This is a genomic window from Amorphoplanes friuliensis DSM 7358 (assembly GCF_000494755.1).
Taxonomy (GTDB): domain Bacteria; phylum Actinomycetota; class Actinomycetes; order Mycobacteriales; family Micromonosporaceae; genus Actinoplanes; species Actinoplanes friuliensis.
The window spans coordinates 8,222,356-8,243,411 of the sequence record NC_022657.1 but is presented as its reverse complement, the minus strand read 5'-3'; the positions used below and the strand labels follow the sequence as shown (position 1 = coordinate 8,243,411).

At 70.3% G+C, this 21,056-nt stretch carries 26 protein-coding genes; 16 read left to right on the top strand and 10 right to left on the bottom strand.

The genetic code is table 11. The features are described 5' to 3' along the window. The first annotated feature begins 13 nt into the window (after positions 1-13). The 5 genes from fabG (at position 14) to AFR_RS37960 (ending at position 4,255) form a co-directional block, all read left to right on the top strand. Positions 14-772 carry a 3-oxoacyl-ACP reductase FabG gene (gene fabG / locus AFR_RS37980; RefSeq protein WP_023562146.1) on the top strand — a complete coding sequence of 253 codons (759 nt, stop codon included), beginning with the start codon at positions 14-16 and terminating at the stop codon, positions 770-772. A gap of 83 nt (positions 773-855) precedes the next feature. After that, complete coding sequence (locus AFR_RS37975; protein ID WP_041841438.1) at positions 856-1,257, top strand: hypothetical protein; 402 nt, start codon at positions 856-858, stop codon at positions 1,255-1,257. Between the two features lie 3 nt (positions 1,258-1,260). Then, a complete protein-coding gene (locus tag AFR_RS37970; RefSeq protein ID WP_023562144.1) occupies positions 1,261-2,724 on the top strand; it encodes a glutathionylspermidine synthase family protein in 1,464 nt (487 codons plus the stop codon). A 41-nt stretch (positions 2,725-2,765) separates the two neighbouring features. After that, positions 2,766-3,263: a SigE family RNA polymerase sigma factor gene (locus AFR_RS37965; RefSeq protein WP_023562143.1), complete on the top strand. Its 498-nt coding sequence runs from the start codon at positions 2,766-2,768 to the stop codon at positions 3,261-3,263. Beyond that, a complete protein-coding gene (locus AFR_RS37960) occupies positions 3,263-4,255 on the top strand; it encodes a hypothetical protein (protein WP_148308189.1) in 993 nt (330 codons plus the stop codon). Before AFR_RS37965 ends, AFR_RS37960 begins: the two co-directional genes overlap by 1 nt. Here AFR_RS37960 and AFR_RS37955 read toward each other — a convergent pair. After that, the gene (locus AFR_RS37955) at positions 4,252-4,680 is read right to left on the bottom strand and encodes a hypothetical protein (RefSeq protein WP_023562141.1); all 429 of its coding nucleotides are present in this window, start codon (positions 4,678-4,680) and stop codon (positions 4,252-4,254) included. The two genes, AFR_RS37960 and AFR_RS37955, sit on opposite strands and share 4 nt — an antisense overlap. Further along, on the bottom strand, positions 4,673-5,038 hold the full coding sequence (locus tag AFR_RS37950) for a hypothetical protein (RefSeq protein ID WP_041843256.1): 366 nt from the start codon (positions 5,036-5,038) through the stop codon (positions 4,673-4,675). Before AFR_RS37950 ends, AFR_RS37955 begins: the two co-directional genes overlap by 8 nt. Positions 5,039-5,116: 78 nt before the next feature. Here AFR_RS37950 and AFR_RS37945 point away from each other — a divergent pair, with 78 nt between their 5' ends. Further along, positions 5,117-6,013 (top strand): Gfo/Idh/MocA family protein, encoded by an 897-nt coding sequence (locus tag AFR_RS37945; protein ID WP_023562139.1) that lies wholly within the window; start codon positions 5,117-5,119, stop codon positions 6,011-6,013. Here the strand turns inward: AFR_RS37945 and AFR_RS37940 are convergent. Then, positions 6,010-7,233 (bottom strand): hypothetical protein, encoded by a 1,224-nt coding sequence (locus AFR_RS37940; RefSeq protein ID WP_023562138.1) that lies wholly within the window; start codon positions 7,231-7,233, stop codon positions 6,010-6,012. The genes AFR_RS37945 and AFR_RS37940 overlap by 4 nt on opposite strands. Then, positions 7,230-7,745, bottom strand: a complete 516-nt coding sequence (locus tag AFR_RS37935; RefSeq protein WP_023562137.1) for a SigE family RNA polymerase sigma factor — start codon at positions 7,743-7,745, stop codon at positions 7,230-7,232. The genes AFR_RS37940 and AFR_RS37935 overlap by 4 nt, the downstream gene beginning before the upstream one ends. A 127-nt stretch (positions 7,746-7,872) precedes the next feature. Here AFR_RS37935 and sigK point away from each other — a divergent pair, with 127 nt between their 5' ends. The 5 genes from sigK to AFR_RS37910 all read left to right on the top strand — a co-directional run bounded on the left by sigK (position 7,873) and on the right by AFR_RS37910 (position 12,014). Then, positions 7,873-8,493: an ECF RNA polymerase sigma factor SigK gene (gene sigK, locus AFR_RS37930; RefSeq protein ID WP_023562136.1), complete on the top strand. Its 621-nt coding sequence runs from the start codon at positions 7,873-7,875 to the stop codon at positions 8,491-8,493. Then, complete coding sequence (locus tag AFR_RS37925; protein WP_023562135.1) at positions 8,493-9,248, top strand: anti-sigma factor; 756 nt, start codon at positions 8,493-8,495, stop codon at positions 9,246-9,248. Before sigK ends, AFR_RS37925 begins: the two co-directional genes overlap by 1 nt. A gap of 69 nt (positions 9,249-9,317) precedes the next feature. Beyond that, the gene (locus AFR_RS37920) at positions 9,318-9,692 is read left to right on the top strand and encodes a DUF4383 domain-containing protein (protein ID WP_023562134.1); all 375 of its coding nucleotides are present in this window, start codon (positions 9,318-9,320) and stop codon (positions 9,690-9,692) included. 107 nt (positions 9,693-9,799) lie between these two features. Further along, a complete protein-coding gene (locus AFR_RS37915) occupies positions 9,800-10,432 on the top strand; it encodes a fasciclin domain-containing protein (RefSeq protein WP_023562133.1) in 633 nt (210 codons plus the stop codon). Positions 10,433-10,514: 82 nt separating this feature from the next. Next, the gene (locus tag AFR_RS37910; RefSeq protein WP_023562132.1) at positions 10,515-12,014 is read left to right on the top strand and encodes a molybdopterin-dependent oxidoreductase; all 1,500 of its coding nucleotides are present in this window, start codon (positions 10,515-10,517) and stop codon (positions 12,012-12,014) included. On the opposite strand, the gene AFR_RS37905 is transcribed toward AFR_RS37910, so the two are convergent. Next, positions 11,995-12,555, bottom strand: coding sequence for a TetR/AcrR family transcriptional regulator (locus AFR_RS37905; RefSeq protein ID WP_023562131.1), 561 nt, complete (start codon positions 12,553-12,555; stop codon positions 11,995-11,997). The two genes, AFR_RS37910 and AFR_RS37905, sit on opposite strands and share 20 nt — an antisense overlap. Before the next feature lie 52 nt (positions 12,556-12,607). On the opposite strand from AFR_RS37905, the gene AFR_RS37900 reads away from it, so the two are divergent. Further along, positions 12,608-13,084, top strand: coding sequence for a GNAT family N-acetyltransferase (locus tag AFR_RS37900; RefSeq protein ID WP_023562130.1), 477 nt, complete (start codon positions 12,608-12,610; stop codon positions 13,082-13,084). A 4-nt stretch (positions 13,085-13,088) separates the two neighbouring features. Here AFR_RS37900 and AFR_RS37895 read toward each other — a convergent pair whose 3' ends face one another. Next, complete coding sequence (locus AFR_RS37895; RefSeq protein ID WP_023562129.1) at positions 13,089-13,379, bottom strand: hypothetical protein; 291 nt, start codon at positions 13,377-13,379, stop codon at positions 13,089-13,091. 317 nt (positions 13,380-13,696) lie between these two features. Here AFR_RS37895 and AFR_RS37890 point away from each other — a divergent pair, with 317 nt between their 5' ends. Continuing rightward, positions 13,697-14,035 (top strand): hypothetical protein, encoded by a 339-nt coding sequence (locus AFR_RS37890; protein WP_023562128.1) that lies wholly within the window; start codon positions 13,697-13,699, stop codon positions 14,033-14,035. 65 nt (positions 14,036-14,100) lie between these two features. Here the strand turns inward: AFR_RS37890 and AFR_RS37885 are convergent, their stop codons facing one another. After that, entirely contained in the window at positions 14,101-15,105 is a 1,005-nt protein-coding gene (locus AFR_RS37885) for an AraC family transcriptional regulator (protein WP_023562127.1), read from the bottom strand. A 277-nt stretch (positions 15,106-15,382) separates the two neighbouring features. On the opposite strand from AFR_RS37885, the gene AFR_RS37880 reads away from it, so the two are divergent. Continuing rightward, positions 15,383-15,739 carry an STAS domain-containing protein gene (locus tag AFR_RS37880; RefSeq protein ID WP_023562126.1) on the top strand — a complete coding sequence of 119 codons (357 nt, stop codon included), beginning with the start codon at positions 15,383-15,385 and terminating at the stop codon, positions 15,737-15,739. Between the two features lie 25 nt (positions 15,740-15,764). Continuing rightward, positions 15,765-16,100 (top strand): YnfA family protein, encoded by a 336-nt coding sequence (locus tag AFR_RS37875; RefSeq protein WP_023562125.1) that lies wholly within the window; start codon positions 15,765-15,767, stop codon positions 16,098-16,100. 768 nt (positions 16,101-16,868) lie between these two features. On the opposite strand, the gene AFR_RS37870 is transcribed toward AFR_RS37875, so the two are convergent. The 3 genes from AFR_RS37870 to AFR_RS37860 all read right to left on the bottom strand — a co-directional run bounded on the left by AFR_RS37870 (position 16,869) and on the right by AFR_RS37860 (position 20,133). Continuing rightward, entirely contained in the window at positions 16,869-18,542 is a 1,674-nt protein-coding gene (locus tag AFR_RS37870) for an MDR family MFS transporter (RefSeq protein ID WP_023562124.1), read from the bottom strand. Then, a complete protein-coding gene (locus AFR_RS37865; RefSeq protein ID WP_023562123.1) occupies positions 18,542-19,168 on the bottom strand; it encodes a TetR/AcrR family transcriptional regulator in 627 nt (208 codons plus the stop codon). The genes AFR_RS37870 and AFR_RS37865 overlap by 1 nt, the downstream gene beginning before the upstream one ends. A 62-nt stretch (positions 19,169-19,230) precedes the next feature. Next, complete coding sequence (locus AFR_RS37860; protein WP_041841437.1) at positions 19,231-20,133, bottom strand: LysR family transcriptional regulator; 903 nt, start codon at positions 20,131-20,133, stop codon at positions 19,231-19,233. A gap of 71 nt (positions 20,134-20,204) precedes the next feature. Between AFR_RS37860 and AFR_RS37855 the strand changes: the two genes are divergently transcribed. Then, the gene (locus tag AFR_RS37855) at positions 20,205-21,050 is read left to right on the top strand and encodes an oxidoreductase (protein WP_023562121.1); all 846 of its coding nucleotides are present in this window, start codon (positions 20,205-20,207) and stop codon (positions 21,048-21,050) included. The last annotated feature ends 6 nt before the right edge of the window (positions 21,051-21,056 follow it).

Below are 21,056 nucleotides of genomic sequence, written 5' to 3'. Positions count from 1 at the left end.
CGGAGGACCGGAAATGACCCAGCCGAGCCGAGTAGCGATCGTGACCGGAGCCGCTCGTGGCATCGGGGAGGCGACCGCGCGCAAGCTCGCCGCCGACGGCCTGGCCGTGGCGGTCGTCGACCTCGACGAGGGTGCCTGCGCCAACACCGTGACCGCGATTCACGACGCCGGTGGCACCGCGCTCGCCGTGGGCGCCGACGTCTCGGACGCCGTCCAGGTCGCCGCCGCCGTCGAGCGGGTGACCGCCGAGCTCGGCGCGCCCACGGTGCTGGTCAACAACGCCGGTGTGCTGCGCGACAACCTGCTCTTCAAGATGAGCGACGACGACTGGGAGACCGTCATGGCGGTCCACCTGCGCGGCGCGTTCCTCTTCAGCCGGGCCGTGCAGAAGCACATGGTCGACGCCGGCTTCGGCCGCATCGTCAGCCTGTCCAGCACCTCCGCGCTGGGCAACCGGGGTCAGGCCAACTACGCCGCGGCCAAGGCCGGCCTGCAGGGATTCACGAAGACCTTGGCCATCGAGCTCGGTCGTTTCGGCATCACGGCCAATGCCGTCGCGCCCGGCTTCATCGTGACCGATATGACCGCTGCGACCGCCGCGCGGGTCGGTGTCGACTTCGCCGACTTCCAGAAAGCGGCGATCGGTCAGATTCCCGTCGGCCGGGCGGGCCGTCCCGAAGACGTCGCGAACACCGTATCCTTCCTGGTCAGTGAAGGAGCGGGCTTCGTCTCCGGACAGGTCATCTACGTGGCCGGTGGCCCCCGCGACTAGCGCTCCGGTTGATCCGGGGCGCTACACATGATGAAGCGACCCCGGACGCCGAAAGGGCGGAGAAGCCGACTGTGAATCGACGCATGAGCTCGCGAAGCGTGGCGCTGAGCAGCACTTTCCTGCTGCTCGCGGCGGGCGGCGCGGCGGCCTGTGACAACGGGAACGACTACCAGGACGAGGGTTTCTACTGCGCCGACGAGAACGGCGTCATCGTCGACGAGGACTACTGCGACGATGACAACGGCGGCGGCGGTGGCGGTGGCGGCTTTTTCATCTGGCACTCCTCGGGCTACCGGTCCGGTTACCCGGTGGGTTCCCGGCTCCCGTCCGGCGGCAGCAAGTTCGCCTACAACGACCGGGCGGCGCGGTCGTCGTTCGGCCTGCCCTCGAGCGGCCGCATCAGCAACGGCACGGTGAAGACCAGCGTGGTCGGCAAGGGTGGCAGCGGCACCAGCGGTAAATCGAGCAGCCGGTCCGGTGGCTGACCCTTGCGCCGGATTCCCTACGGGCCGGTCCGCGACGGATGGCGGCTCACCAACTACAGCCTCGGCCTGACCTACAACGACACCGAGCTGCCCGACGGCACGATGATGTCGTACTGGCAGGAGGGGCCGTACTACGACTTCACCCAGGCCGAGATCGAGGAGCTGGAGACGGCGACGACCGTCCTCAACGGCATGTGCCTCGACGCCGGTGACTGGATGGTGCAGCAGTGCCCGCGGCACACCGCCCAGGGCCGCCGCGACGGCTACTTCGCCTCGGTCTGCAGCCCGGAGACGTGTTTCCTGGCCAAGATCGGCATCCCCGAGTACGCCCACGAGCAGATCATCCGCACGTGGTTCGACGGTGACGCCGAGACGTGGACCCACCAGGACAAGGACCCGGAGGGGCGGCTGCCGATGCAGACGCCGGACTTCTCACCGAGCATCTACGGCCGGTTCGACCTCTGGTACAACGGCGCGGGCAGCACCCCGCGCCTGCTCGAGTACAACGCGCAGACGCCGACGTCGCTGGTGGAGGCTGCGGTCATCCAGTGGCACTGGGCCGACCAGACCAACCTGACCCAGCACCCGTGGCGCCAGTGGAACTCGATCCACGACCGCCTCGTCGGCTGGGAGGCCGCGGACGGCGAGCCCGCCAACCCCGGCGCGTGGAAGCGCAACGTCGCTAAGCTGCGCGAGGCCCGTCCCTGGCTCCCGGCCAAGCCGAAGATCTTCTTCGCGTACGAGACCAGTGAGACGACCGGCGAGGACCGGATGAACGTCGCCTACCTGATGGCGACCGCCGAGGAGGCCGGCTTCCCCGTCGAGCTGATCGCGATGAGCCAGATCGGCTGGGACGTCGCCGGTGACCGGGTCCTCTTCGTGCCCGCCCCGGGCCAGGAGCACAAGGCCGAGTCGATCGACCTGATCTTCATGCTCTACCCGTGGGAATGGTTCTGGAACGAGGAGGGCGGCAAGGCCTTCTTCCGCAACATGGCCGACCCGGCCAAACGCGGCACGGTCTGGATGGAGCCGCCCTACAAGGCTGCTCTGCTGGGCAACAAGGCGTTGCTGCCGGTGCTGTGGAAACTCTTCGGTGACGACCCGGAACGCGGTAAGTACCTGCTGCCGGCGTACTTCGCCGAATCGTCCGCGGCCGCCAAGCTCACCTCGTACGCTAAAAAGCCGGTCTGGGGTCGTGAGGGTGGCTCGGTCACGCTGATCAAGGACGGTGTGACCATCGTGGACAACCCCTCCGAGTACGGCACCGACGGCCGTTACGTCGTGCAGGAGCTGCTGGAGCTGCCGTCGTTCGAAGGGCTGGAGGGCACGGTCCACCCGGTGATCGGCGCGTGGCTGATCGACGGCGAGCCGGCCGGCATGGGCATCCGCGAGGGTCTCGGCACCGGCGGGCTGGTCACGCGCGACGATTGCAACTTCCTGCCGCACACCATCGGCGCGAACGACTGAGGCATCTCAACGTTTTGCCGCTCGCAGCGCGTTGAGTCGGTGTGACCTTCGAAGAGTTCGTCTCCTCGCGGCTGGGCGCACTCCTGCGCTACGCCACGGTGGTGACCTGGGATCCGCATCTGGCGGAGGACGTCACCCAGGAAGTGCTGGCCCGCGCCCAGCAGAAATGGGCGCGGATCGGCCGCCTCGACGCACCCGAGGCCTACGTCCGGCGGATGGTCGTCAACGAGTTCCTGTCGTGGCGGCGCCGCCGGGCGGCGAGCCCGCTGAGCCGGGAGTCGCTGGAGGTGCTGGCGGGTTCCGTCCCCGATCACGGCTCGTCCTGGGGTGACCGTGACGCCGTGTGGCAGCTGATCGCCACGCTGCCCGCGAAGCAACGTGCTGCCGTCGCGCTGCGTTTCTACGAGGACATGTCGTACGAGGAGATCGGCGAGGTCCTCGGCTGCCGCGCCGTGACCGCGCGGTCCCAGGTGTCCCGCGCCCTGCAGACCCTGCGGGAAACCCTGCCGTCCGCTGCCGTCCTGCAGGGAGAGCTGTGATGAGCACATCCATGGAAGACCTCGTCCGGGCCGCCCAGGAGAAGCAGGCGAACCTCACCCCCGACCCGCAGCGGGTCCTGGCCGCGTTTCCCCGGCGGCACACCCAGCTCGTACGCCGCCGTCGTCTGACCGTCGCGGTCGTCGCTGCTGCCGCGGTCACCGCGGTGCTGGCCGTGCCGGTGGCGTCGCTGACCGACCGCGGCGCCGGACCTGTTCCGCAGCCCGCGATCAAACCGACGGTGAGTGTGCCCTTGCCACCCGCGCACGTCGCGCTGCGCTATCAGCCGGGCTGGCTGCCGGACGGGTACACCGAGTTCTACCGGAACAACCGGCTGGGGGGCACCAGCCGGGTCTGGACGCCCGACGACCTGACCGTTCCGCTCGCGAAGAACCGCCGGTTCGTCTTCCTCAACGTCGATCCGCTGCGGTCGCTGGACGGGGAGAACGGCGAGCAGGTCGACATCGCCGGCAGCCGTGGGGTCTACGTCCCCGAGGCCAACCAGGTCACCTGGTTGTCCGGTGGTTACACGCTCGCCGTCGGCACGATCAACCTGGCCCTGCCGAAATCAACGCTGCTGCGCATCGCCCGCTCGCTGCGCGCCGATGAGGAGGTCTTCCCGATCCCGTTCCGTACCCCGGAGCTCTCAGCGGGTCTGGAGGTCGTCGGCTGGACGGTGGACGGCGCCGGCCCGCAGAACTGGGTCGGCACCGTGGAGCTGGGCAAGAACCCTGGGGAGCCGAGTGGCCAGGTCTCGATCAGCGTCGGCACGGCGACGTCCGCGCCCAAGGGCGGCAGCGAGCGTCTGGTCGGCGGTCGCCCCGCGCGACTGGTGAAGACGTCGACCGGAACTTCCTACCTCGTCGTGACCCTCGGCGGCGGCCGGTTGCTGACGGTCCGGTCGAGTGTGCTGCCCGAGGTCCAGCTGTCCCGCCTGGCCGAAGGCGTCGGCTCACCGGCCGCCGGGAAGCTGAGCTGGATCGGCAGCCGTTAGGGACGCGGGCGGTTGTGCCAGAGCCACCAGAGGCCGATGAGCGGCAGGACCAGCGGGACGTACCCGTAGCCGCTGCCGAACTGCGACCACACGGTGGCGTCCGGGAAGGCTTCCCGGTCGAAGATGCTGAGGGTGCCGACGACCAGCACACCGATCAGCTCGATCGAGCAGCTGGTCAGCGCGATCATCCGGCCCCGGGCACCGCCGATCGCGAGCCCGGCCGTGGCGGCCAGATAGACCAGCGCGGCAAAGGCTGACAGCAGGAACGCCAGCGGCGCCTCGGAGAACTTCGTGGCGATCTGCACACCGGCCCGGGCGCCCGCGGACAGGGCGAAGATGCCGTACACGAGGAGGAGCACCCGGCCGGCGCCGGTGCCGATGGCCGCGTCCCGGGGCCTGGTCGATGCGGGCGACGGATCAGCCACCGGTGACCTCCGCGATCTGCTGCAACCGCAGCACCAGGACCGGCAGCACCAGGCAGGCGACGCCGAGGATCAGAGTGCCCCACCGGGTCGGCTCGAGCCGGGCCAGGTAAAAACCGACGGGTGCAAACGCGATGGTGGTGATCAGGTAGCCCACGAAGGTCGACCACTCACTGGGACGCTCGCCCGTGATGAGTCCCACAACGGCGACCACCACGAGTACGGCCACGAGCAGGCTCAGGCCCAGCATGGCCCACAGATCGGTGTTGCTGGGAGCGCGGTCGAGCGCGGAGCGGACCAGGTACCAGATCCCCAGCAGCAGGGCGACGACGATCGTCGCGGTCGACAGCGGGCCGTTCATCACCGGCACAGCGTACTGATCAGCGGCGGCGTGTTAGCTTTCGGCCGGGTGTGATCTGGAGCGGAAGGCGGCACGAGCATGCGGTTCGGACTTTTCGGTACGGGACCGTGGGCGCATCTGGCGCACGCCCCGGCGCTGGCGGCTCACCCGGACGTCGAGTTCGTCGGCGTGTGGGGGCGCGACCCGGCCAAGGCGGCAGCCCTGGCGCAGGAACACGGCGCCAAGCCGTACGCCGAGGTCGACGACCTGATCGCGGACGTGGACGCCATCGCGGTGGCCCTGCCGCCGGACATCCAGGCCGGCATCGCGCTGCGTGCGGCCCGCGCGGGCAAGCACCTGCTGCTCGACAAGCCCGTGGCCTTCACCCCGGAGGCGGCGAACGAGATCGTCGCCGCGGCGAAGGAGCACGAGGTCGCCGGTGTGGTGTTCTTCACCCGCCGCTTCATGCCGCAGATCCAGGAGTTCATCGAGCAGGTGCGGGCCACCGAGGGCTGGCTGGAGGCGCGCATCGACCACCTCGGCTCGATCTTCCAGCCCGGCAACCCGTTCGGGGCGTCGGTGTGGCGCAAGGAGGGCGGCGGCCTGTGGGACGTCGGCCCGCACGCGCTCGCGCTGATCCTGCCGGTGCTGGGTCCGGTCGCCGAGGTGACCGCGCTGGCCGGTGCCCGCGACATGACCCACGTGCTGCTCGGCCACACCAGCGGCGCGATCAGCACCCTGACGCTGTCGGTCGACGCCCCGGAGGCCCTGGAACGCGAGGACGCGGCCTTCTTCGGCGAGTCCGGTGTCGCCACCGTGCCGCCGGTGCCGTGGCTGCCGGTCGAGGCCTTCGGCCGTGCGGTCGACGACCTGATCAGCGCCTCGAAGGGAGGCCCGGCGTCGCCGCTGGACCTCACCTTCGGCACCGAGGTCGTGACGATCCTGGCCGCCGCGGCGGAGTCGATCAGGACCGGCACGACCGTCAAGCCGGCCTAATTGCAGCGCCACATCAGGGGCTGGTTCTGGATGTCGTCGCCGATCGCGTAACCGCCGACGACCTTGCCGTCATCACTGAAACTCGACACGAGGTAGTCCTGGCGGCCCTTCGCCTTGGCGTACTTCGGCAGCATGGTGGTCACGCCCTTGTCGGTGGTGACCACCGGGCGCTGGGCCTCGCCGAGCACCCACCCGTTCGCGGCCACCCGGGCCGGATCTCCGGAGCCCTCCGGCAGGCGTTCGTACCGGCCGGTGTCGAGGCGATAGCGGAAATAGGCGAACGTGCGGGAGTCCCCGGCATCCGTGACACTGCGGCCGACCACCACACCGTTGCGGATCGCCGCGGGCCAGAACATGGTCGACTTCACCCCGTCGACGACCGGCAGCGGCATCCGGCGGGTGCTTCCGTCCGCCAGCCACAGGTAGCCCGTGGCCTCCTTGTTCTTCGCGCTGACTGTGCCGAGGATCGTGCCGTCCTCGTCGATGTCGGTCGCGGTGCCGTACTCCGTGCCTGCGGGCACCGGCAGCCGGTCCGGCTCAGCGGTGACCGACTTCCAGCGGACCGGCCGGCCCTCGTAGAGCGGGCCCACCGCTCCGACCACCACACCGGCGTCGTTGATGGCGGTCGGTACCGCTTCCCCGCCGGCCATCGCCGTGACCTTGCCGTTCCGGTACGAGTACGGGCGCACCCCGGGATCGAAGCTGTACCCGACGGCGACGCCCTTGCTGTTGATGTCCTCGAGGCTCTGGTCCTCACCGCTGGTCTCGCCGGTCGCGACGAGCTTGCCGTCCTTCCACACGACGAACGGCCGGGAGGGGCCCTGCGGATAGGTGCGGCCGACCAGCCAGTGCCCGCTCGGGTCACCGGCCGTGACCAGGGCCTTCTTCGCGCCGTCGGTGGGCAGCCGGGTGACTTTGCAGTTCTTCGGACCGGCGGGCGGCGCGGCGGCGGTGACCGAGGGGGTCGGCGTGGCGATCGTGACCGGTGGCTTCGGCGACGGGCGGCCGATCGCGGAGAAGGCCAGCGTGCCACCGGCCGCGGTGGTCGCGGTCAGGGCCACGACGGCGGTGCCGCCGGCCCACCAGCGGGACCGCCGGCGCCGGCGGCCGTCGGCCATGGCCCGGGACACGTCGAGACGGGCCGGGCCGGACGGCTCGGAGGCCAGCGGGCGCAGCAGTGCAACGGCGTAACGGTCGTCGTCGTTCGGGTGCTTGGTCACCGAATGCTCCCCAGGGTGTGGATGCGGTCGCCGAGGATGCGGCGCAGGGCCGTCAGTCCGTGCGCGGTCTGGCTCTTGACAGTGCCCTCGCTGCAGCCCAGGACCCGCGCAACGTCGGCGATGGGCTGGTCGCAGAGGAATCGCAGGACCAGGACGGCCTGCTGGCGGGGCGGTACCTGCGACAGGGCGGTCCGCAGGACGGCCCGTTCCTCGACGTCGTGGGCCGGGACGACGGGCGCCGGACGGTCCGGGGGTATGCCCAGCCGCACCTTCCACCAGCCGCGGCGTTTTTCGTCGAGGAAGATGCGCACGAGGATCGTGTGGACGTAGGAGTCGAGGTTCTCGGCCTGCCGGCTGATCTTCGGCCAGCGGGCGTAGAGCTTGGTGATGGTCTCCTGGACCAGGTCGTCCGCCTGGTGCTCGTCACCGCAGAGCAGATAGGCGGTACGCCGCAGCGCCGTGGCGCGGCCGTGGACGTACGCCGTGTACTCCGCGTCTGATCCGTTCGCCATTCCCGCTCCTCATCGCCGGTCCCACCAGTAGACGGCGATCGGGGCCGAAGGGTTGTACGACCCATCCGCGTAGCCGCCCGCGCCGAATGAGGGTTGAATCTGCGTGAGCAACGGAGAGGCTGACCCCATGACGGAGCGCGGCGCTGCCCGCCGGCCGGACCACCTTTCGGCGGTCCCCGAGCCGACGGCCGGACCACCGACCGACGTGGGTGAGCTGCTGCGCGCGGTCGCCCGCGGCGACGAGCCTGCCTTCGGCCGACTGTACGACCTGGTCGCCCCGCGGGTGTACGGCCTGATCAGGCGCGTGCTGCGCGACCCGGCCCAGGCCGAGGAGGTCGCCCAGGAGGTGCTGGTCGAGGTGTGGCGCACGGCGGCCCGTTTCGACGCCGCCCGCGGTTCGGCCACCTCGTGGATCTTCACGATCGCGCACCGCCGCGCGGTCGACCGGGTCCGCGCCGAGCAGGCGTCCGCCGACCGCATCATGAAGGTCGGCATCGCCTCCGTCGAGACCCCGTACGACGAGGTGGTCGACGAGGTGGCGGGCCGGCTCGAACGCCAGCAGGTCCGGCACTGTCTCGACGATCTGACCGAGCTGCAACGCCAGGCGGTGACGCTGGCCTACTACCAGGGTCACTCGTACCGCGAGGTGGCCGATCTGCTCGAAACCCCCCTGCCCACGGTCAAGACCCGGATGCGCGACGGCCTGATCCGCCTGCGCGACTGCCTGGGTGTGGAGGTGACCGCATGATGACCACCGACATTCACGCCCTGGTCGGCGCTTACGCGCTGGACGCCGTCGACGACCTCGAACGGGTCGCCTTCGAGCGCCACGTCGCCGACTGCGAGGGCTGCCGCAGCGAGCTCGACGAGCTTCGCGAGACGGCCGCCCGGCTGGCCGACAGCACCTGGTCGATCCCGCCGCCGCGGCTGCGCACGGACGTGCTGGCCGCGGTCGGCCGGACCCGTCAGCTGCCGCCCGCCGAGTCGGCCCGGCCCGAGCCGGACTCCCGCGCGGCGGTGTCGCGCTGGCGGCGGTACACCGCGGGAGCGGTCGCGGCGGGCATCCTCGCCGCCGGTGCGGGTGCAACCTCGTGGGCGGTGCAGGAGCAGCGTGTCCGCGACCGTAGTGCTGTGGTGGCCGCGGCCCAGCTGCGCGAGGCGCGTACCGAATCGATCCTGTCCGCCTCGGACCTGGTCGTCCGCACGGCCTCGATGACCGGCGGAGGCCGGGTCACCGTGGCCTCGTCCGCGGTGCAGGGTGCAAGTGTGGTCTCGCTGCGGGCCGACACCGCGCCGTCCGCCGATCGTGCGTTCCAGATGTGGAAGATCCGTGGCACGGGCCCGGCGGTCAACGCCGGAGTCCTGCCGGCGGGGGAGGCCTCGACCGTCCAGGTTCTGGACGGAGTCCCTGGTAACGACACCTTTGCGGTCTCGGTGGAGCCGGCCGGTGGTTCGGCCGCGCCGACCATGACCCAGATCGTTGCACAAGTTCCCCTGACCTAGGACCAGTCCGATCGTTGGACCACTCCGAATCCCCTATAAGAAACACTTCGGGGTGAAACGGAGAATCTGATGGTCACGGACACGCGGCGCAGAGTGGTTGAGAGGACGCGGGACCTCACCGGTCCCGCAGCCCTCGGCCTCGGCGTCGCACTGGTGATCGTCGGGCTCGCCGGTTGCCTGGCGGTCGGCAGGGGATCCCTGCTCGGCCTGCTGCAGGTGACCCTGCCGCACAACATGTTCCACCTGGCGGTGGGAACCGCACTGGTCTCCGCCGCGATCCTCGGCCCGCGCCCGGCGCGGGTCACCGCCACCACAGCCGGGCTCACCTTTCTCGGCCTGGGTGTCGCCGGCCTGGCCGGCGCGCCGGGTGTCACGCCCAACGGCGCCGACATCGCTTTTTATCTCGCCTTCGGTCTGGCGCTGACGGCTGTCGGCCGCCGCTGACCGAGCACTACCGCACACCACCGCAAAAAGGCGCTTCCGTGCGCCCATCCGCACGACCTTTCGTCACGAAGATCCCGTGACGTCCGCTTCCGAAGGGGAACACCATCATGCGTGCCACCAAGTTCACCGCACTGACCGCCGCCCTCCTGTTCTCCGCCTCGCTGGCGGCCTGTGGTGGCGACGACGCCGCCGAGGACACCGGTTCCGCCGCCCCGGCGACGACCACCGCGTCCGCCGCGCCGAGCATGCCGGCCTCGGACTCGATGGCGAACTTCGGCGCCGGCTGTGCCGCTGTCCCGACGGACGCGTCCAACCCGGGCAGCTTCGACGCCATGTCGCAGGTCCCGGTGGCCACGGCCGCCTCGGGCAACCCGCTGCTGTCGACGCTCGTCACCGCGGTCAAGAAGGCCGGCCTGGTCGACACCCTGAACACCGCTCCGGCCCTGACGGTCTTCGCGCCGACCAACGACGCGTTCGGCAAGATCCCGAAGGCCGACCTCGACAAGGTGCTGGCCGACAACAAGACCCTGACCAGCATCCTCACCTACCACGTCGTCGAGGGAAAGCTCACCCCGGCTGAGCTGGCCGGCACCCACAAGACCATCGAGGGTGGCTCGGTCACGATCAAGGGCAGTGGCTCCGACTTCAAGGTCAACGACGCCTCGGTCGTCTGCGGCAACGTCCAGACCGCGAACGCCACGGTTTACATCATCGACTCGGTCCTGATGCCGAAGAGCTGATTGTTCTCTCTGGGAGCGCGCCGGTCGTGGTGGTGACCACGGCCGGCGCCCCGGAGTCCGGCACCGCAGAGGGGAGGCAGTCGTGCGACGTTTCATCCGGCCCGCACTCATCGGGGTTCTTTCGGCCGCGTTCGGAGTGGCCCTGGCGGAACTGCTCGCCGCCGCGACCCGGCCGCAGGCCGGACCGCTGGTCGCCGTCGGTGGCGCGGTCATCGACGCGGCGCCCACCCCGCTCAAGGAATTTGCCGTACGCACCCTGGGCACCAACGACAAGCCCGTCCTGCTCGGCACCATCGCCCTGGTCCTGATCCTCTTCACCGCCGCGATCGGTGTCCTGAGCGTCCGGCGCCGCTGGGTCGCCGTCGCCGGTGCCGCGGTGTTCGGCCTGGCCGGAGCCCTCGCCGCGGCGATGCGCCCGACCGCCACGGCCTACGACGTCGTCCCGTCCCTGCTCGGCGCGGTTGTCGCCGGTGCCACGCTGCTGTTCCTGCATCACCGCACCCGCCGGCCCTCCGCCACGGGTGGTGACTTCGACCGCCGCGCGTTCCTGCGAGCCGCCGCTGCCGTCGCCGGTGGTGTGGTTGTCGCCGGTGGTGCGTCCGAAGTGGTGAAACGCGTCCGCGGTGGTGCGGTGACCAAGTCGCGGGAGGCCATCTCCCTGCCGGCACCCGCCGACCCCGCCAAGCCGCTCCCGGCCGGCGTCGGACCCGGCTTCGTCACCGCCAACAAGGACTTCTACCGCGTCGACACCGCGCTGAGTGTGCCGCGCATCGACGTGAACACCTGGTCGCTGCGGATCCACGGGATGGTCGGCAAAGAGGTCGACCTGTCCTTCGACGACCTGCTGAAGCGGCCGCTCATCGAGCGCGACATCACGCTCAACTGCGTGTCCAACGAGGTCGGCGGCCCCTACATCGGCACCGCCAAGTGGCTCGGTGTGCCGCTCGCCCCGCTGCTGCGTGAGCTCGGTGTCGAGCCCGGCGCGGACCAGGTCGTGGCCCGCTCGGCCGAGGGCATGACCATCGGTACGCCGGTGGAAACGATCTTCGACGGCCGCGAGGCCATGCTCTGCGTCGGCATGAACGGCGAACCCCTCCCGCTGGAGCACGGCTTCCCCGTCCGCATGCTGACACCCGGCCTGTACGGGTACGCCGGCGCCTGCAAGTGGATCACCGAACTCGAACTGACCACCTTCGACCGCTTCGACGCGTACTGGGTCGAGCGCGGGTGGGGTGCCCGTGGCCCGGTCAAGACGGCCTCCCGGATCGACAAGCCGAAGCCGTTCGCCAAGCTCGAGGCGGGCAAGCTGACCGTCGCCGGTGTCGCCTGGGCGCAAGGGCGGGGCATCAGGAACGTCGAGGTACGCGTCGACGACCGTCCCTGGGCCAAGGCCGAACTCCTGCCCGTCCCGTCGACGGACACCTGGGTGCAGTGGCGTTACGACTGGGCCGCGACCGCGGGCGCGCACACCATCGCCGTCCGCGCGACCGACAGCACCGGCGCGGTGCAGACCGAGCAGCGGGCGACGCCGTTCCCGGACGGTGCCACCGGCTGGCACACCATCACCGCCTCCGTGGACTGATTCCTCGTTCCACGGCGGCAGTGGTCCGCTGCACGTCACCCGTCGCGAGCAGATCGAGCAGGGCACCGCGCAGAACCGCCAGTACGTGGCTGCGCTCGGCGACACCTTCCCCGGTGTCGCGAACGGACACCGGCTGGGCGGCGGCCAGCAGGTTCAGCCAGTCGTCCACGGTCTCGCGGGCGAAACCGGCCCAGGCACCACCCGGATCCACCAGCGCTCGGGCGTACGCCTCGGTCCAGAGGGTGAGCAGCGCACGGTGGCCGGGAGCCGCCAGCCATTCCCACACCTGACGGGCCACCTGGGTGAGGTCCTCGCCGCCGACCTGCTGCAGCAGGCCCACCTCGTCCGTCCGTGCGCGGGCCAGCAGGGCGCGGACCAGCCCGTCCTTGGAGCCGAAGAGGTAGAGCAGCACTCGCGGGCTCGACCCGATCGACGCCGCCAGCGGTCGCAGCGACAGGTCACCGAGGCCGTGCTCGAGCGCGTAGCCGTACGCGGCCTCGAGCAGTTCGAGCTTGCGGGCGCTTGCTCCGGCGTCGGTCATCGGGGCATTCTGACATGACTGAAACGACTGTTTCAGTGGGGGGAGGTGCCGGGTGGCAACGACAATCCGCCGGCTGGGTGAGCCGGGTGACCTGGGCTGGGTCGTCCAGGCCCACGGTGAGCTCTACGCCGCCGAGTACGGCTGGGACACGAGCTTCGAGGGACTGGTCGCGCGGATCGTCGCGGACTTCACCACCGGCCCCGGTCCCAAGGCGGCCTGGATGGCGGAGGTGGACGGCTCGCGGGCGGGCTGCGTCTTCTGCGTCCCGGGTGACGGCGCCGCCGCCAAGCTGCGCATCCTGCTCGTGCACCCGGATGCCCGAGGGCGTGGTCTCGGCGCCGCGCTGGTCGCCGAATGTCTGCGGTTCGCGGCCGGCGCGGGATATCGCGAGCTGACGCTGTGGACCAACGACGTGCTCACAGCCGCGCGGCGCATCTACCAGGCGGCGGGATTTGTCCTGGTCGACGAGGAACCGCACCACAGTTTCGGTGCGGACCTCGTCGGCCAGACCTGGACCCGCGCGCTGTGAGAGGTCAGGGAACCGTGCGCTCGATGGCGGCGGCACCGTCGCGCTCGAGCTCCTCGCGGGCGCGCTCGACGTTCTCGGGTGTCGGGTCCCGGCCCTCGGCCGCGGCCAGATCCTCGGGATCCCACGGCTGGTCCGCCCCGGTGCGCACGGTGGGCTCCTCGCCGGGCTGGAGGAACTCCGGGTTGTCGGCGTCGGGCCCGCCTCCGGTGATGAACGCGTCCACGGCGACGTCGTCCTCCACCGCGTCCGCGACCTCCGGGCTTTCCTCCAGCGGTTGCCGGTTCTGGTCCGTCATGCGTCCTCCAAGGTGGATGCCGGGCTGGTGAGTGGTCTCAGTCCTACTCCGCCTTACCCAGCTCGGCCAGATCTTCACGCCGGTTCTCGCGTCTCCACAAATCGGACGATGGGCCACTTCGACCTCCAAGCGAGCGTGATTCGGACAACCATCGCGCGCATCGGATGGACGGTGCGTAGCGAGCCGAATACATTTCTGCGTTGGCACGTGTGTGAGGGGTCCGGCGGGGACCACTCAGTACGGGGGCCGCTGCGGCGACTCGCGGCACGTGTCGCGAGGGGAACGTGACACATGGACGATGTCGTGGAAGTGCAGAGGTGAGCAGCCTGCCGGACGCCGAGCGGGACGCCGACGAGGTCGTGCAGATATTGGCGGGACTCGCCGCGCTGCTGCGTCGGCGCGAGGTCGTGCTCGACGACGACACCCGGACGATGATCGGCCTGGCGGTGGACGGCGGAGTCTCGGCCACCCGGGTTCTGGAATATCTGCGTGCTCTGCAAGGTGCCGGTGACGGCGTCGCGGCCGCGGTGCCCCAGCGGCTCGGACCCTGGCGCGACTGGGTTCCGCCTCGCGGCAACCTCTTCGGCGAGCTGGCCGGCGCACCCCGCATCGAGGAGATGCCCCGTCGCGACCGGCGCCACGACCCCGGCGAATAGAGCACGCCTCAGTCGGCGCCGCGCAGGTCGGTCGGCGCTGTGCAGGTCAGTCGGCACCGCGCAGGTCAGTCGGCTCCGCGCAGGGTTTCGGAGGGGCATTCGCCGAAGCGGGCGCGGTAGGCGGAGGCGAAGCGGCCGAGATGGGCAAAACCGGTGCGGTGCGCCACCGTCGCGACCGAGACCCGCGCCGGGTCCTCGCGGCGCAGGGCGTCGTGCGCCCGCCCCAGCCGGACGGTCTGCAGGTAGGACATCGGCGAGCACTCCACGTGCCGCCGGAAGCCCTCTTGCAGTGACCGCACGCTCAGCCCGGCGATCCGGGCCAGATCACCGACGCTGAACTGCCGCTCGGGTTCGTCCTGGATCGCGTCGATGGCCCGCTGGATCGCCCGCGGCGGACCCGCCGGCGCCGGCGCGGTGAGCTCGTCGGTGTACCGGTGGGGCACGGTCAGCAGCAACCCGTCGAGCACACTCAGCCGTAGCTGCTCGGCGATCAGCGGCTGCCAGATCAGGCTGCCCTGCTCTCCGCTCTCCCTGCGGAGCAACTGGACGAGGCGGCGCCAGCTCCGAGCCGCACCGGTACGCAGGTCCATGGACGGGGGCAGGTCGATCGGGCCGGTGACGGGGTGACCGAGCAGCGTGGCGAGCTCGTGCTCCAGGGCCGGGCGTTCGATCTTGACGTTCAGCTCGGCCGAGTACGCGTCGTGCATCGTGTAGACGGGTCGGCCCGGGCCGAAGACAACACCGGTGGACGGGCTCGCGACCACCTCGCGGCCGGCGTGCCGGGCGTGAATGCGGCCCGCGGTCGGCATGGATACGTGATAGGCGTCCAGTTCCGCAGCGACGACCGTCACGGGTGCGCCGAATTCCAGGTGACCCACCGTGAGCGGTCCGAGTTGGATCACCTCGGCCTCGAACCGGAAACCCTCGGGCCCGGCGGGCGTACCGACGGCCACCGGATAGTAGAACCGGTTTAGCAGCGAGCGCGTGTCGTCGATGTCCGCGCTGCTGAAGCTGGCGGTCGTCGGGGATCCAGGAGCGGCCGGGACCGTCCTGAAGTGAACTTCACCCATCTCGCCAGTTGCTCGTCCGCATACGCTGAGTATTCGGCCCCGGTCGGCGAGTCGTCAACGCCGATGCCTGCTGCTGACCGTTCCCGCACATTCTGGCCATATGAACTACTCTGGCGTTCCGCGCCTACCTGGCGTAACTTGCAGACCAGCGGACTGTTGTCGGTACGCGGTGTCCGGTCGGTGCCTTGGTGAGGCCCGAGCTGCGCAGCAGGTCGGCGCAGAGACTCCCGTTACGAAGGTTTGGCGTCGCCCGCACGACGCCAGGAAGAGGGCAGCTGTGTATCTGCCGATCACCACTCGCCAGTTGGCCGATGGCACCGTCGAGATCGCGCCGAGCGGCGAAATTGATCTTGACAACGCCCACGTGATGCGCGACGCCGTCAACGACGTGCTGACCAGCAGCACGCCGGGCAAGATCGACCTCGACCTCCAACGGGTGATGCTGATCGACAGCATCGGCATCGGCATCCTGGTGGCGTGCTTCCACACGGCCGCCGCCAGCGGCGTCAAGCTGGTGGTCAGCCACCCGAGCCCGACCGTGTACCGCCAGCTCTGGATCTCCGGCCTGGTCGGCCTGCTCGGATGCGCCGAGCCGCCGTCGCCGCGGACCTCCGTGGGGCTCCGCCCCAGCTGATCTTCCCTCTGATGGAATGCAGCCCATGTCGGTGCTGCGTTCCATCGGTCTTTTCCTGCTCGCCGCCCTCGCCGAGATCGGTGGCGCCTGGCTCGTCTGGCAGGGCATCCGCGAGCACCGCGGCCTGCTCTTCATCGGCGCGGGCGTGGCAGCCCTGGGCGCCTACGGCTTCGTGGCCACCCTCCAGCCGGACGCGAACTTCGGCCGGATCCTCGCCGCGTACGGCGGAGTCTTCGTCGCCGGGTCACTCGTCTGGGGGATGTTGGTCGACGGTTTCCGCCCGGACCGCTGGGACCTGATCGGCGCAACGTTCTGCCTGGTCGGCGTCGCCGTCATCATGTACGCCCCGCGCAGCGCATAGGGGCGGGTAGCGCCCTACGGCCGGCGTATGACCATTGCCGGGCCGAGGTTGTACGTCGCTTGCGGGCCGTGATTGGAAGGCAGCCCGGGGCGGGGCTGCGCTTGGACGGCGCTTCCGGGCTGTTCCCGGGATGGTGCTCTCCGGGCCGCGCTTGGACGGCGTCTCCGCGCCGCGCCTGAAATGGTGGATTCCGGGCTGCATTTGGACGGCGCTTCCGTGCCACGCTCGAGATTGTGGTCTCGGGGCTGCGTTGAACGGCGCTTCGCGCCGTGCCTGGGTTGGCGCTTCCGCGCCGCGCCTGGGTGGGCGCTCTCTGGGCTGCGCCTGGGTTGGCGCTCTCTGGGCTGCGCCTGCGATGGCGCTCTCTGGGCTGCGTTTGGACGGCGCCTCCGCGCCGCGCTCGGGATGGCGCTTCCCGGCCGCGCTTGGGATGGCGCTTCAAGGCGGCGTGTGGATGAAGCTCCTGAGCCAGGCTTGGGATGGCGCTTCAAGGCGGCGTGTGGATGAAGCTCCTGAGCCAGGCTTGGGATGGCGCTTCCAGGCGGCGTGTGGATGAAGCTTCCGGGCCACGCTGGGGATGGCGCTTCCAGGTTGCGCGTGACGGCGTTCCTGGGCCGCGCTTGGACGGCGACGGCTTTGGGTTTGCGCGTCGGCCGGCGTAGAGAAGGCACGGCCCTGGGCCGGCCGAGGTCCTCGACCGGCGCGGCGTTGGGGGACGCGCCCAGCGCACGAAAAAGGGCCCCCGGAGGGGCCCTTTTTGCGGTTTGGTCAGTGCATCGGCACGCCGGTGGCGGCGGCCTTTTCTTCCTGGGCGCGGCGTTCGTCGCCGCTCATGGTGTGGAGGGGCTTTTCCTTGATGAAGAGGACCGCGATCACGGCCAGGGCGGCGATCGGGGCGCCGACCAGGAACAACTCGGCCGTGGCCTGGCCGTAGACGTCGGCGACGATGGCCCGGACCGGTGCCGGGAGCGTGGCCAGGTCCGGCACCGCAGCCGTGCCGCTGCCGCCGGTCGCGGCGGGGCCGAAGCGTTCGGTCATCAGCGTGGTGACCCGGGCGGCGAGGACGGCACCCAGGGCGCTGACGCCGATCGCGCCGCCCATGCTGCGGAAGAACGTGAGTGCCGAGGTGGAGGCACCGAGTTCGTTGGCCGGGACGTCGTTCTGGGCGGCGAGCACCAGGTTTTGCATGAGCATGCCGACGCCGATGCCGAGTACGGCCATGTAGATCGACAGCATCAGCGCGCTGGTGGTTGCGCTGATGGTGCTGAGGAGCAGCATGCCGCCGGTCATCACGATCGAGCCTGCGACCAGGTAAGCCTTCCAGCGGCCGTACTTGGTGATCAGCGCGCCGGCGACGGTCGAGGAGACCAGCAGGCCGAAGATCATCGGGAGGCTCATCAGGCCGGCGACCGTCGGGGACTTGCCCAGGGAGACCTGGAAGTACTGCGACAGGAAGACGGTTCCGCCGAACATCGCCACGCCGACGAGGACGCTGGCCACGATGGTCAGCGAGACCGTGCGGTTGCGGAAGATCGACAGCGGAATGATCGGTTCGGGCGCCCGGGACTCGGCCCAGACGGCCAGAGCCAGCAGGATCACGCCGGCGGCGACGAAGACCGCGGTCTCCCAGGAGGCCCACGCGAAGTGGTTGCCGGCCAGGGTCGACCAGATCAGCAGGTCACTGACGCCGGCCGTGATGAGGAACGCGCCCAGCCAGTCGATGACGGCTTCCCTGCGTACCGTCGGAAGGTGCAGCGTGCGCTGCAGCAGCAGGATGGCGGCCACGGAGAACGGCACGCCGATGAAGAAGCACCACCGCCAGCCGAGCCAGGACGTGTCGACCAGGACGCCGCCGATCAGCGGGCCGGCGATGGTCGCCACACCGAAGACCGCGCCGAACATGCCGGAGTAACGGCCGAGCTCGCGCGGCGGGATCATCGCGGCCATGACGATCATGGCGAGGGCGGTCATGCCGCCGGCGCCGATGCCCTGCACGACGCGGCTGACGATCAGGATCTCGACATTCGGGGTGAAGCCGGCGATCAGCGACCCCGCCACGAACAGGCCGAGCGACAGCTGGATCAGCAGCTTCTTGCTGTAGAGGTCGGCCATCTTGCCCCACAGCGGCACGGTCGCCGTCATGGCCAGCAGCTCGGTGGTGACGATCCAGGTGTAGACGGACTGCGTGCCGCCGAGGTCCGCGATGATCCGGGGCAGGGCGTTCGAGACGATCGTCGAGGCGAGGATCGACACGAACATGCCGAGCATCAGGCCGGAGAGTGCCTGGATGACCTCGCGGTGCGACATCCGGCCGGCCACGGCGGTCGCCTCGCCTGCGACTGCGTCGTCTGGGACGGGAACGCCGGCCAGGGCCACGGCATCCTCGGCGACCACGGCTTCCGCCCGGGTGGCGGTGGTGCCGGTTTCCTTCTCGGGTGACATCACACTTCCTCGTTCGTAGGGTCGGCCAGGCCGGTGGCGAGCACGCCGAAGGCCTCGTGCACACAATCGGAGAGCGGGGGTACGCCGTCACCCGCGGCCCACCGGATCATCGCGACCCGGAACGCGGCGCCGGTCGCAGCCGCCACCACCTGCGGGTACGCGTCCTGCGGAGTCAGACCCGCGCGCTCGGCGACGGCGGCAACGAACTCGCGTTCGGCGACGGCACCGCGGGCCATCAGGGCCGGCAGCAGGCCGGGGTTCTGCTCGATGACCCGCAGCCGGATCAGCCAGAGCTCCCGGTCGGCCTGGATCTGGGCGACAGCGGGGGCCAGAGCGAGCAGCAGCGCGCCGATGACGGGGATCTCGGCAGGCAGTGCGGCCAGGCGGGCGCGGAACTCCTCCGCGTCGACGAGGGGATCGCCGATCAGCGCCTCGTCCTTGCCGGTGAAGTAGTTGAAGAACGTCCGCGGCGACACGTCGACCACCGCGCTGATCTCCTCGACGGTCACCCGCTCGAGGCCACGCTCGTCCACCAGACGCAGGGCGGCGGCGATCAGAGCGTCCTTGGTCTGCTGCTTCTTGCGGTCCCGGCGTCCGGACGAACTGCGCGGGGGAGAGGTCTGCACCGGACCAAGTTACGACTGAACTTGCAGTCACTGCAAACTTTTATCGAACGCAAGAAACTGGCTCAGCCTGACCGCGTCAGATCAGTGGTCGCGGCCAGCTCGGTGGCCACGGTCAACAGGTGCGGCAGGGCCGGGCGGTCGGCGTCCGGACGCCAGGCGGCGACCGTCGACGCCTGCTCGCCGCTGAGCGGGACAAAAACCACGCCGGAGTCGCGCAACGTCCGCGCCGACCGGGCCAGCCACGTCACCCCGACCCCGGCCGCGACCAGCCCCAGGAGGCTCGGCACGGTCGCCGCCCGCTGCGCCACCTGCGGGGAGAAACCGGCCATGGCGAAGTCCCGGTCGTACTTGGCGTGCCAGGGCGGCCAGGAGGTGCGCGGGGTGAGCACCCAGGGGTCGTCCGCCAGCTCGGCCAGCTGGATCTCGTCCCGGCCGGCGAGCCGGTGCGCCACGGGCAGCACCGCGCAGACCGGCTCGACGATCAACGTGCGCGTGACCAGGTCGTCGACCAGCGGCGGCCGGGTGAAGGCGGCGTCGAACGTACCGTCCCGGAGACCCGCGACCAGGTCGGCGATGCCGGTGTCGGTGGTGATCAGTTCGACGTCGGGGCAGGCCGCCCGGAACGCCCGGACGATCGGCGGCAGCATGTAATTGGCCACCGAGGACAGGAAAGCGACGTGGAGGCGGCCGATCTCACCCCGCGCGGCCCGGGTGACCGTCCCGACGGCCTCCTCGGCGCGGGCCAGGACCGCGCAGGCCTCGGGCAGGAAGATGCGGCCGACCTCGCTGAGCCGGGTGCCGGTGCTGTCGCGGTCGAAGAGGCGCGCGCCGAGTGTGCGTTCCAGAACGGTGATCTGCGCCGAGAGGGACTGCTGCGCGATGTGCAGGTCGGCTGCCGCGCGGGTGAAACTCAGCCGCTCGGCCACCGCGACGAAGTACCTCAAGTGCCGCAGCTCAGGGGTCACAGCCCCAGACTGTAGTGACTCCAGGAAGTCGATGTTGGACCCGTTGCTCCCGGACCGCCACGCTGGAACCCATGGTGAAAAGCGACAAAGTATGGCTGATCACGGGCTGTTCCTCGGGCTTCGGCCGCGAGCTGGCCCTGGCGGCCCACGCGGCGGGTGACCGGGTCATGGCCACCGCTCGCCGGCCCGAACAACTCGACGACCTGGTGCAAACGGGCGATGGACGGATCACCGCCGCAGCCCTGGACGTCACCGATCCGGCGTCGGTCACGGCGGCGGTCGCGACCACCCTGGACACGTACGGCCGGGTCGACGTGGTCGTCAACAACGCCGGGTACGGGTCGGTCGGCGCGGTGGAGGAACTCGACCTGGCTGACCTCCGCACGCTCATGGAGGTGATGTTCTTCGGCGCCGTCGAGGTCACCAAGGCCGTCCTCCCGTACCTGCGGGCGCAGGGCAGCGGTGCGATCGTCCAGATGAGCTCGATGGGCGGGCAGGTCGGCCCGCCCGGCTTCGGTGCATACTGCGCTGCGAAGTTCGCGCTGGAAGGACTCTCCGAGGCGCTCGCCGCCGAGGTCCGCCCGTTCGGGATCACCACGATGATCGTGGAGCCCGGAGCGTTCCGGACCGAGTTCGGCGGGGCGCGGATGCACCGGTCGACGCCGATCGACGCGTACCGGGTGTCGACCTCGCAGACCCGGACGGCTGTGGACACGATGGACGGCACCCAGCCGGGTGATCCGGCCAGAGCCGCGCAGGCGATCCTCACCGCGCTCGCCGCCGACAAGCCGCCGCTGCGCCTGGCCCTCGGCGCCGACGCCGTCGAGGCCATCGGCCACCACCTCGACCAGGTCCGGGCCGATCTCGAAAAATGGCAGGACCTGAGCCGTTCGACCGCACTGTCCGGGGCTGCCTGACGTTTG

Bases quoted from the DNA above. Each gene is read 5' to 3' on its own strand.
- fabG (WP_023562146.1), top strand. From the start codon at position 14: ATGACCCAGCCGAGCCGAGTAGCGATCGTGACCGGAGCCGCTCGTGGC.
- AFR_RS37975 (WP_041841438.1), top strand. From the start codon at position 856: ATGAGCTCGCGAAGCGTGGCGCTGAGCAGCACTTTCCTGCTGCTCGCG.
- AFR_RS37960 (WP_148308189.1), top strand. From the start codon at position 3,263: ATGAGCACATCCATGGAAGACCTCGTCCGGGCCGCCCAGGAGAAGCAG.
- AFR_RS37950 (WP_041843256.1), bottom strand. From the start codon at position 5,038: ATGAACGGCCCGCTGTCGACCGCGACGATCGTCGTCGCCCTGCTGCTG.
- AFR_RS37945 (WP_023562139.1), top strand. From the start codon at position 5,117: ATGCGGTTCGGACTTTTCGGTACGGGACCGTGGGCGCATCTGGCGCAC.
- AFR_RS37935 (WP_023562137.1), bottom strand. From the start codon at position 7,745: ATGGCGAACGGATCAGACGCGGAGTACACGGCGTACGTCCACGGCCGC.
- sigK (WP_023562136.1), top strand. From the start codon at position 7,873: ATGACGGAGCGCGGCGCTGCCCGCCGGCCGGACCACCTTTCGGCGGTC.
- AFR_RS37925 (WP_023562135.1), top strand. From the start codon at position 8,493: ATGACCACCGACATTCACGCCCTGGTCGGCGCTTACGCGCTGGACGCC.
- AFR_RS37920 (WP_023562134.1), top strand. From the start codon at position 9,318: ATGGTCACGGACACGCGGCGCAGAGTGGTTGAGAGGACGCGGGACCTC.
- AFR_RS37915 (WP_023562133.1), top strand. From the start codon at position 9,800: ATGCGTGCCACCAAGTTCACCGCACTGACCGCCGCCCTCCTGTTCTCC.
- AFR_RS37905 (WP_023562131.1), bottom strand. From the start codon at position 12,555: ATGACCGACGCCGGAGCAAGCGCCCGCAAGCTCGAACTGCTCGAGGCC.
- AFR_RS37895 (WP_023562129.1), bottom strand. From the start codon at position 13,379: ATGACGGACCAGAACCGGCAACCGCTGGAGGAAAGCCCGGAGGTCGCG.
- AFR_RS37885 (WP_023562127.1), bottom strand. From the start codon at position 15,105: ATGGGTGAAGTTCACTTCAGGACGGTCCCGGCCGCTCCTGGATCCCCG.
- AFR_RS37875 (WP_023562125.1), top strand. From the start codon at position 15,765: ATGTCGGTGCTGCGTTCCATCGGTCTTTTCCTGCTCGCCGCCCTCGCC.
- AFR_RS37870 (WP_023562124.1), bottom strand. From the start codon at position 18,542: ATGTCACCCGAGAAGGAAACCGGCACCACCGCCACCCGGGCGGAAGCC.
- AFR_RS37855 (WP_023562121.1), top strand. From the start codon at position 20,205: ATGGTGAAAAGCGACAAAGTATGGCTGATCACGGGCTGTTCCTCGGGC.